The sequence below is a fragment of the Nocardia farcinica genome (genome assembly GCF_029867845.1).
In the GTDB taxonomy this organism is placed as follows: domain Bacteria; phylum Actinomycetota; class Actinomycetes; order Mycobacteriales; family Mycobacteriaceae; genus Nocardia; species Nocardia farcinica_A.
Window position 1 is genome coordinate 1 of sequence record NZ_JARWRU010000869.1, and the last position, 9,646, is coordinate 9,646.

General features: G+C 71.9%; 8 protein-coding genes, 1 tRNA gene and 1 pseudogene. 4 read left to right on the top strand and 6 right to left on the bottom strand.

The window, feature by feature from the left end:
- Positions 1 to 263 precede the first annotated feature (263 nt).
- Positions 264 to 710: pseudogene (locus QH283_RS18925) on the top strand (GMC family oxidoreductase); the annotation flags it as partial.
- 131 nt (positions 711 to 841) lie between these two features.
- Here QH283_RS18925 and QH283_RS18930 read toward each other — a convergent pair.
- The 5 genes from QH283_RS18930 to amaB all read right to left on the bottom strand — a co-directional run bounded on the left by QH283_RS18930 (position 842) and on the right by amaB (position 6,097).
- Positions 842 to 1,216 (bottom strand): DUF742 domain-containing protein, encoded by a 375-nt coding sequence (locus QH283_RS18930; RefSeq protein ID WP_280504320.1) that lies wholly within the window; start codon positions 1,214 to 1,216, stop codon positions 842 to 844.
- Positions 1,213 to 1,638, bottom strand: coding sequence for a roadblock/LC7 domain-containing protein (locus QH283_RS18935; RefSeq protein WP_280504321.1), 426 nt, complete (start codon positions 1,636 to 1,638; stop codon positions 1,213 to 1,215). Before QH283_RS18935 ends, QH283_RS18930 begins: the two co-directional genes overlap by 4 nt.
- Positions 1,616 to 4,054 (bottom strand): sensor histidine kinase, encoded by a 2,439-nt coding sequence (locus QH283_RS18940; protein WP_280504322.1) that lies wholly within the window; start codon positions 4,052 to 4,054, stop codon positions 1,616 to 1,618. Before QH283_RS18940 ends, QH283_RS18935 begins: the two co-directional genes overlap by 23 nt.
- A 335-nt stretch (positions 4,055 to 4,389) precedes the next feature.
- A tRNA-Met gene (locus tag QH283_RS18945) sits at positions 4,390 to 4,466 on the bottom strand.
- 101 nt (positions 4,467 to 4,567) lie between these two features.
- Entirely contained in the window at positions 4,568 to 6,097 is a 1,530-nt protein-coding gene (gene amaB / locus QH283_RS18950; RefSeq protein WP_280504323.1) for an L-piperidine-6-carboxylate dehydrogenase, read from the bottom strand.
- Positions 6,098 to 6,218: 121 nt separating this feature from the next.
- Here amaB and QH283_RS18955 point away from each other — a divergent pair, with 121 nt between their 5' ends.
- Together QH283_RS18955 and lat are read left to right on the top strand one after the other, a co-directional pair.
- The gene (locus QH283_RS18955) at positions 6,219 to 6,671 is read left to right on the top strand and encodes an Lrp/AsnC family transcriptional regulator (RefSeq protein WP_280504324.1); all 453 of its coding nucleotides are present in this window, start codon (positions 6,219 to 6,221) and stop codon (positions 6,669 to 6,671) included.
- A 64-nt stretch (positions 6,672 to 6,735) separates the two neighbouring features.
- Positions 6,736 to 8,088, top strand: coding sequence for an L-lysine 6-transaminase (gene lat, locus QH283_RS18960; RefSeq protein ID WP_280504325.1), 1,353 nt, complete (start codon positions 6,736 to 6,738; stop codon positions 8,086 to 8,088).
- A gap of 49 nt (positions 8,089 to 8,137) precedes the next feature.
- Here lat and QH283_RS18965 read toward each other — a convergent pair whose 3' ends face one another.
- Positions 8,138 to 8,476 carry a hypothetical protein gene (locus tag QH283_RS18965; RefSeq protein ID WP_280504326.1) on the bottom strand — a complete coding sequence of 113 codons (339 nt, stop codon included), beginning with the start codon at positions 8,474 to 8,476 and terminating at the stop codon, positions 8,138 to 8,140.
- A 275-nt stretch (positions 8,477 to 8,751) separates the two neighbouring features.
- Here QH283_RS18965 and QH283_RS18970 point away from each other — a divergent pair.
- On the top strand, positions 8,752 to 9,646 hold an 895-nt coding region (locus tag QH283_RS18970; protein WP_280504327.1), incomplete at its 3' end, for a serine/threonine-protein kinase.

Consider the following 9,646-nt stretch of genomic DNA (forward strand, 5'->3'; position numbering starts at 1 on the left):
CGGTACACGGCCTCCGCTTGTGCCTGCTCCTCGGTCAAGCACCAGACAACAACAGCGAGCGGTTCACCGTGCTGATCCGCGACTACGAGGCGCGAAGGGCGCAGGACAGCGACCCGGCCTGAACCCCCTCGGGGGGGGGGGGCGGCGGGAGGCCCCCCCCCCGGGAAGGGGCCCCCCCCAGGGGGGGCCCCACAACCGAGGCGGGGGGGTTTGGGGCGCCCCCCCCCACAAGGGGCTTAACCCCCCGCGCCCGCGACCGCGGCCGGGTGAAGGTGAGCAAGGACGGCCACCCGATCGTCGAATACACCCTCTCCGACCGCGACCGCGACCACCTGCACACCGGCATCCTGGGCGCGGCGAGCCTGCTGGAGGCGGCCGGGGCGAAGAAGATCTACTCCGGCCACCAGTCCGGCGCGAGTTATCGTCCAGGCGAAGAGGGTTCGCACGAGGAGTTCGCCGCGGCCTGCGCGGCTTCCGGTTACGAGCCGGGCCGCTGCGGCGTCGCCGCGCTGCACATCATGGGATCGGCCAGGATGGGCGGCAGCAAGGACGACTGCGCGCTCGACCCGGACGGCGCGACCTGGGAGGTGCCCAATGTGGTCGTCGCCGACGCGTCCTGCTTCCCGACCTCCTCGGGCGTGAACCCGATGGTGTCCATCGAGGCCATCGCCTACATGAACGCCAAGCGGCTGGCGGCCAGGCTCGCCTGACGGGCGCCCGGGAGGCCGGAGCGTACCGAAAAGGCCGGAGGCCTGGTCCGATTCGTTCGGACCAGGCCCCCGGCCTTCGTCGTGTGGTCGGCTGTCCGCCGCTCGTGCGAGGGGGCTGTGTTCCCAGGCGCTCAGAGCGCTTGGATACCCCGCAGCACCGCCCGCAGCATGCCCATGTCGCGGGGCGGGCCGGTGTCCGGTGCGGGCTCCGGCGCCCGGTGGTGCAGCAGGCCGTCGTCGATGAGATCACCGACGAGGACCTTCATCGTGGTCAGCGGCAGGTCCATCTGGGCGGCCAGCTCCGCGATGGACTGCACCGTGCGGGCCAGTCGCAGGATCTCCGCGTACTCCGGCTCGGTGCGGCGCAGGATGCCCGCGCCCGAGGACACCACGAGCGTGAGCATGTTCAGCTCGGGGCGGCCGTCGGACCGTCCGCGCGTGACGGCGTAGAGGCGGACCAGTGGGCCGGCCTCGTCGTCGAACCAGGACTCACGCTGATCGTTCATGGCTGCCGCAGGCCGGCCCCATCGAAGGGATGGGGCCGAGGATCGACGGACAGGTGGGCGCCGACACGCTGCACGGTCTGGTTCATCTCGTAGGCGACCATGCCCATGTTGGCCGACTCGGCGGTCAGCACGGCCAGGCACGCGTTGTCGCCCGCGGCGGTGATGAACAGCACCGCCCGGTCGAGTTCGACCACCGTCTGTGCCACGCCACCCGCCTCGAAGTGCATGCCCGCGCTGCGCGCGACGCCGTGCAGGGTCGAGGCCATCGCGCAGAAGCGCTCGGCGTCGGAGCGGTCGATCTTGGTGCTGTGGCCGAGCAGCAGGCCGTCGGTCGAGAGCACGACGGCGTAGCGGACGTCGGGCAGTCGGTCGATCAGGTCGTCCAGTAGCCAATCGAGACTACGAGGCTGGGAAATCGTCACCGGCACCTTCCTTGCGATCGGACACCGAGAATCCGGTGTCGGTATCAACGCGGTTCAGACGGCCCTGCCTGGTGCCGTTCTCGATCGCCGACATCAGGTTCCTCGCCTGTTCCGCGGTCCTGGGGCGGGCGGTCGTGGGCGGCGGGTTCTCGGCGGGCATCGGCTGGGTGGCGGCGGGCGCCTGCCTGCGCCGTCGGGGCAGGGCGGGCTTGGCCGGCGGAGCCGCGGGCTGTTCGACCTGCGCGCCCGGCGCGTCGACGGTGCTGACCGTGGTGGCGGGCGGTACGAAGCCGTTGAACGTGCCGCGTCCGGTGAGGCCGCCGCCGATCGGCTGCATGACCGCGGTCGTCGTGGTGGACGGGTGCGGCGCCGGGTGTCCGCCGCCGTTGGGCGACGGCGCGGGCGCCGGGGCGGACGGGCCTGCGGCGATGGCGGCGGGACCGGAGGTGACCTGGCCCTGCTCGCGTCCGGTGGACAGCAGCTGGGTGGGCACCAGCACGATCGCCTTGATGCCGCCGTAGTCGGATTCGGCCAGCCGCACCGAGATGCCGTGGCGGGCGGCCAGTTTCGCGACCACGAACAGGCCGAGACGCGCGTCGCCCGACAGCGCGGCGACACTGAAGTCCGGCGGCTCGGCCAGCAGCTGGTTGCGCTCGTCCAGCTCCGCCTCGGACATGCCGAGGCCCTGGTCGGTGATCTCCAGGGCCAGGCCCTTGCCCACCAGATTGCCCGACACCTCCACGCGCGATTCCGGCGGCGAGAACGCGGTGGCGTTGTCGGTCAGCTCGGCGAGCAGGTGGATCAAGTCGGCCACGACATTGCCGAGCACCCGGACCTCGGGCAGCTTGCCCGGCTGGATGCGGGTGTAGTCGAGACTCTCGGCCACGGCGCTGCGGACCAGTTCGACCAGCGGCACCGGGTTGCGCCAGCGCCTGCCCGGCTGCTCGCCACCGAGGATGACCAGGTTCTCGGCGTTGCGCCGGGAGCGGGTGGCCAGGTGGTCGAGCTGGAACAGGGTGTCGAGGCGCTCCGGGTCGTCTTCCTCGCGCTCGGCCTTGTCCAGCAGCACCAGCTGGCGGTGCACCATGACCTGGCTGCGGTGGGCGATGTTGAGGAAGACCGCGTTGACGCCCGCGCGGGTCTTGCCCTCGGCGACGGCCGCGGCGACCGCGGAGGCGTAGGCGCGGTTGAACGCATCGGCGACCTGGCCGATCTCGTCGTTGCCGTACTTCAGCGGCGCGGTGTCGTCGGACTCGTCGAGGTCGTTGCCCGCGCTGAGCTTGCGGATGGTGGCGGGCAGCTTCTCGTCGGCCAGTTCCAGGGTTTCGCGGCGCAGGCCGCGCATGCGGCCGACGAAGCGGTTGGCCAGCAGCATGGCGCCGCCGAAGGCGACGAGGGCGATGGCGAGGATGCCCGCGCCGACCCACAGCGAGTTGCTCTCCAGCTCGTTGCCCTCGTCGATGGCGACCGCGTGCTGGTCGCGGCTGAGGTTCTCCCACAGCCCCATCAGCTGGGCGCTGACCGCGTCGGCGGTGCGCTCCCAGTCCTCGGCGCTCAGCGGCAGCTCGACCTCGGAGTCCGAGCCTGCGCCGCCGGTCGAGCCGGACAGACCGGAACCCGAACCCGAGGTGCTCGAGCTCGATCCCGAGCCCGACCCGGTGATGTCGTCGTCCGGCATGATCGGGCCGCGCTGGATGAACGCGTCCTCCATGGCGACCAGGCGCTGCCAGTCCGGGCCGGTGAGGATCGCCTCCAGCTCGGCCAGACGCTCGCCCTGTACCACGCCCTTGGCGAAGGCGACCTCGCCGCGGGCGTCGCCGACGTGGCCGGCGAACTCGCTGAGTTGTCCCGGCGGCAACTGGCCGGTCAGCATCGCGGTGATGCCGATGGAGGCGGCACGGACGGTGGCCTCGCCCGCGCGCAGCAGGTGCACCGCGTTGTAGAGCGCGACCGCGATCTCGGGCGAGGGCGCGATCCTCGCCGCGACCAGCGAGGCCTGCACGACGGTGTCGATCACCGCGTTGAAGACCATGGAGACCTGGGTGGCCGGGATGACCCTGGCGTCGATCGCGCTGCGCAGCTGCGGGAGCTGGTCGTAGATTGCGCGGTAGCCCTCGATGTCGCCGCCGGTCGCGGCGTTGGCGCTCCTGGCCGCCTGGGCCAGGTCGTAGAGTCCGTCGAGCGCGGCGTCGGCATTGCGCCGGGCGGCGACCAGGCTCTCGGTGCCGCGCGGCGAGCCGGCCAGGTGCAGCAGGGATGCCTGCCGCTCGTCCTGCACCGCCTCGATCATGCGGATCGCCGGGGTGGTCACCTCGGACGCGACGACGGCGAAGTCCTTGGACTCCTGGCTGTCCTCGATCAGGTAGATGGCACCGCCGATGCCGATGGTGAGCAATGCGAGGCTCGGGATGAGCACGATTGCCAGCAGTCGGGTTCTGATTCCGATGGGTCCGCGATTTCGTGCGCGAGAACTCGGCTTCAGCACATCGGTCGGTAATACGCGCTTGATACTGCTGCTGATCACCGATCTTGCCTTCTCCGGGCATTGAGTGCCCTATGTGCGGATATCTGCGCCACCCTATCGAGTGCTTGATCACATACGCAAGGAAACGGACATCTCCGCACCGGCAACTTCGCTTCCCTCCGGCGGGTCGCGACGGCGGGCGTGGCGCGGCGGCCACGGCGGGGATGGAAGCGGTTCGGACAGAAGAAAACCCGGGGCGACAGTACGTCGGCCCCGGGTTCTCCCGGTGGTAGCGGGGACAGGATTTGAACCTGCGACCTCTGGGTTATGAGCCCAGCGAGCTACCGAGCTGCTCCACCCCGCGTCGGTGTGTCCCCAACCTTACACAGGTCGCGACGGGGACACCTAATCGCCTGGTCGAGGCCGTTTCTCGGCGGCTTCCTCGCCGATCCGGCCGACGTGCCCTCAGCCGAACTCCACGCCCTGGGCCAGCGGCAGTTCGGCGGAGTAGTTGATCGTGTTCGTCGCCCTGCGCATATACGCCTTCCAGGAGTCCGAGCCGGATTCGCGACCGCCGCCGGTGTGTTTCTCGCCGCCGAACGCGCCGCCGATCTCCGCGCCCGAGGTGCCGATATTGACATTCGCGATTCCGCAATCCGATCCGTCCGCGGCGAGGAATCGTTCCGCCTCGCGCTGATCGCCGGTGAACACCGCAGAGGAAAGTCCCTGCGGCACCGCGTTGTGGAGTTCGACGGCCTCGCTGAAATCGCGGTAGGTGAGCACGTACAGGATCGGCGCGAAGGTCTCCTCGCGCACCACCTCGGTCTGTCCCGGCATGCGCACCAGGGCCGGGCGCACGTAGTACGCGTCGGGACCGGCCACATCGACACGCTCACCGCCGCAGACGAGTTCGCCGCCGTCGGCGGTCGCGCGCGCCAGCGCCGAGCGCATGGCCTCGTGCGCCCCGCCGTGGATCAGCGGCCCGACGAGCACACCCTCGGCGCGCGGATCGCCCACGCGCAGCCCGCGAAAGACCTGCGCCAGCCGCTCCACCAGCCGGTCGGCGACCTCCTCGTGCACGATCAGCCTGCGCAGCGTGGTGCAGCGCTGGCCCGCGGTGCCCGCGGCGGCGAACACGATGGCGCGCACCGCCAGCTCGAGATCCGCCGACGGCGTGACGATCGCGCCGTTGTTGCCGCCCAGTTCCAGCAGGCAGCGGCCGAACCGGGCGGCCACCCGAGGGGCGACCGCGCGGCCCATGCGCACCGAACCGGTGGCGCTGACCAGTGCCACCCGCTCGTCGTCGGCCAGCCGCTGTCCGAGTGCGGCATCCCCCTGGATCAGCTGGTGGATCCTCGGGTCCGCGCCGGCCCGGTCGGCGGCGCGGCGCACCAGGCCGTGGCAGGCCAGCGCGGTCAGCGGGGTCAGCTCGGAGGGCTTCCACACCACCGGGTCGCCGCAGACCAGCGCGATCGCGGCATTCCACGCCCACACCGCGACCGGGAAGTTGAACGCCGAGATCACCCCGACCACCCCGAGCGGGTGCCAGGTCTCCATGAGCCGGTGCCCCGGTCGCTCCGAGGGCATGGTGCGCCCGTACAGCTGACGCGACAGGCCGAGGGCGAACTCGCAGACGTCGATCATCTCCTGCACCTCGCCCAGCGCCTCGGAGCGGATCTTGCCCGCCTCCAGGGTGACCAGTGCGGCCAGATCGCTCTTGTGCGCCACCAGCAGCCCGGCCAGCTCGCGCACCACCGCCGCCCGCATCGGCGCAGGCACGGTGCGCCAGGCGCGGAACGCCTCGGCCGCCTCGGCGATCGCCGCGTCGGCGGAGGCCGTGTCGTCCGGGGCGAGGGTGAGCAGGCGCTCGCCGGTGATCGGGGTGCGCGCGACCAGCGACCCGGGCGCGGGCGGCGCGACACCGAGCGCGCGCAGCGCGGCGGCGGCGGATTCGGCGAGCGGGGTAGCCGGGACGGTGCCGGTGGTTGCGGTCATCGCTTGTTCCCCTTCGGTTTCGGGCCGGGAGACGGTGCGGGCAGGGCGACCGGACCTCGGCCGATGGTGATCGCGGACAACTTCTCGACACGGTGTGCGCGAGCTGGGTTAGCCTTCGCTGGTGGCGGATACACCGGCGAAACCTGCTCTCGACGACATCGATCGTCTGCTGATTCGAGAACTGATGGCCGACGGGCGCGCCACCTTGTCGAACCTGGCCGAGAAGGCGAGTCTGTCGGTCTCGGCGGTGCAGTCGCGGGTGCGCAGGCTCGAGGCGCGCGGGGTGATCCGGGGATACAGCGCCGATGTCGATCCCGAGGCACTTGGGCAGTTGCTGTCGGCATTCGTCGCGATCACTCCTCTCGATCCCTCCCAGCCCGACGACGCGCCCGCGCTGCTGCAGAACATCCCCGGCATCGAGGCGTGCCATTCGGTAGCCGGCGACGAGAGCTACATCCTGCTGGTGCGGGTGGCCTCGCCCCGGCATCTCGAGCAGTTGCTGCAGGAGATCAGGGCGACGGCGAATGTGCGTACCCGGAGCACGATCATCTTGCAGACATTCTATGACAAGTAGCGTGACGCCGTAATTCGTACGGCGTGTCGTGGACGGTGCCTGAAATGTTTCGTATCCTGCGGGTGTGAGCCTCGAACTGGAACGACCCCGGCCAGGCACCGGTACCGCCTCGGAGCTCGTCCCGGCGGACCGGGTCCACGACGTGCTGTCGGCGCATCTGCTCGTCGACGGTTTCCCGCTGGTGCTCGACCTGCGCGCCTCGCACGGCCGCGTGCTCGTCGACCGGCGCGACGGCACCGCCTACCTCGACATGTTCGGCTTCTTCGCCTCCAACGCGCTCGGCATGAACCACCCGGCGCTGGCCGAGGACGAGCGGTTCCGCGCCGAACTTGCCGACGCGGCCGTGAACAAGCCGAGCAACTCCGACATCTACACCGTCGAGATGGCCGCCTTCGTGGACACGTTCGCGCGCGTGCTCGGCGACCCCGGACTGCCGCACCTGTTCTTCGTCGACGGCGGCGCGCTGGCGGTGGAGAACGCGCTCAAGGTCGCCTTCGACTGGAAGAGCAGGCACAACGAGGCGGCGGGCCGTCCGGCCGCGCTCGGCACCAGGGTCATGCATCTGACCGGCGCCTTCCACGGCCGCTCCGGCTACACCATGTCGCTGACCAACACCGATCCGGTGAAGACGGCCCGCTTCCCCGCCTTCGACTGGCCCCGCATCGAGACCCCGTGCGTGTGCGCCGAGCACGACGTGGCCGAGGCCGAGGCCTGTGCGCTGGCGCAGGCCGGCCGGGCCTTCGCCGAGCATCCGCACGACATCGCCTGCTTCATCGCCGAACCCGTCCAGGGTGAGGGCGGCGACCGGCACCTGCGCCCGGAGTTCCTGCGCGCGATGCAGCGGCTGTGCCACGAGCACGACGCGCTGTTCGTGCTCGACGAGGTGCAGACCGGCGTCGGCGGCACCGGCACGGCCTGGGCCTACCAGCAGCTCGGGCTGGAGCCGGACGTGGTGGCCTTCGGCAAGAAGTCGCAGGTGTGCGGGATCATGGCGGGCGGCCGGGTGGACGAGGTGCCCGACAACGTCTTCGCCGTCAGCTCCCGGCTGAACTCCACCTGGGGCGGCAATCTCACCGACATGGTGCGCGCCCGCCGCATCCTCGAGGTGATCGAACGCGACGGGCTCTTCGAACGTTCCCGCGAGCTCGGCGAACACCTGCTTGCCCGGCTGGAGGCGCTGGCCGAGGCGCACTCCTGCGTCACCGAGCCGCGCGGGCGCGGGCTGATGTGCGCGATCACGCTGGCCACCCCGGAACTGCGGGACGCCGTGGTGACCGCGGTGCGGGAGCGCGAGCACGTGCTCATCCTCGGCTCGGGGCCGCGCAGCATCCGGTTCCGGCCGCCGCTGACGGTCACCGCCGAGGAACTCGACCGGGCCGTCGACGCCCTGGACCGGGTGCTCGCCGCCCTCGAATGACCAGCCGTTCGCCGGTGGCGGTCGGCCGGTCGTCGTCGGCGGGTGCTGCTCAGGTCGGCCGCAGTCCCAGCGCGCCCTCGGCGAACCGGGTGACCGCGCTCCTGGCCGCCGCCAGCGCGGGCTCCTGCCCGTCCCGCGCCCAGCCGGTGATCTCGGCCCAGCCGTCCGCGCCGGGGGTGAGCACGATCTCGGCCACCAGTTCGGCGGTGGTCGGCTCGCACACCGCCCACGCGTAGCGGCGGTCGGACTCCCACTCGGCGGCGCGGCGGGCCACGTGCCCGGGATCGGTGACGCCGCCCGCGGCGAGTGCGGGCCGGTCGTCGATGCGGTCGTCGGCGCGCAGGGCGCGCAGGTACCAGCCGCCCGCGTTGATCTCGATCGGTTCCATCTCGCCGCTCCTCGCTCGTCCGCCCGCGCGCCCGGCCGATGCGTGCCGTCGTCCGCGCGGCCAGGGTCAGGCTAGCGGCCCCGGTGTCCGCCGCATCACGCTGCTCGGGGTCGGCGCAGGCGGGTAGGCTCCGGTTACGGCTCGACCCCGCGGGATCGCCGCGGGGCGGCGGCCGGTGCGGGGGCCGGGGGAGTCCGGGTTTGCCGGGCGCGGGTGCGACCGGGACGCGATCGCGAGGTGTGATCCGGGCGCGTCGACATGACTGGAGGTGCGCGATGGCGGCTGCGCGGTTCGGTCACTCGCTGTTCGGTCACTACCGCCTGGAACGGGCGCTGGGCAGCGGCGGGATGGGCCAGGTCTGGGCCGCTGACGACACCCGTGACGGCCGCCGTGTCGCCCTCAAGCTGCTGCCCGCCGAACTGGCCGCCGACGAGGGCTATCGCGCCCGCTTCGAACGTGAGGCCGTCCTCGCCGCCGCCCTGCGCGATCCGCACATCCCCGCCATCAACGCGCACGGCGCCGTCGACGGACGGCTGTTCATCGACATGGAACTCGTCGAGGGCGCCGACCTGTCCGCGCGGCTGGCCGAGCACGGCCCGCTCGACCCGCACACCGCCCTGGACATCCTCGCCCAGATCGCGGCCGCCCTGGACGCCGCGCACGCGGCGGGCCTGGTGCACCGCGACGTCAAGCCCGCCAACATCCTGGTCCGCCCAGACGGCTGGGCCTATCTCATCGATTTCGGCATCGCCCGCACCCTCGGTCAGACCTCGGTCACCGCCACCGGCCTGACCATCGGCACCTGGGCCTACATGGCCCCCGAGCGGTTCACCGGGCACGCCGACGCCCGCTCCGACATCTACTCCCTGGCCTGCGTGCTGTTCGAAACCCTCACCGGCCGCCGCCCCTACGGCGACACCGAACCCGCCCAGCAGATGCACGGCCACCTCATGACCGACGCCCCCCGCGCCTCGGCCGCCAACCCCGCCGTCCCGCCCGCCCTGGACGAGGTGATCGCCCTCGGCATGGCCAAGGACCCCGCCGCGCGCCCCGCGAGCGCGGGAGCGTTCGTCCGCGCCGCCCACGCGGCCCTCGCCTGCGGCCCGGCGAAGCCCGCCACCGCCAGGTATCCCGTCGCGGCCGGTCCCGCCGACGCGGGCGCCCCCCGAT

Bases quoted from the DNA above. Each gene is read 5' to 3' on its own strand.
- amaB (WP_280504323.1), bottom strand. From the start codon at position 6,097: ATGACCGCAACCACCGGCACCGTCCCGGCTACCCCGCTCGCCGAATCC.
- QH283_RS18930 (WP_280504320.1), bottom strand. From the start codon at position 1,216: ATGAACGATCAGCGTGAGTCCTGGTTCGACGACGAGGCCGGCCCACTG.
- QH283_RS18965 (WP_280504326.1), bottom strand. From the start codon at position 8,476: ATGGAACCGATCGAGATCAACGCGGGCGGCTGGTACCTGCGCGCCCTG.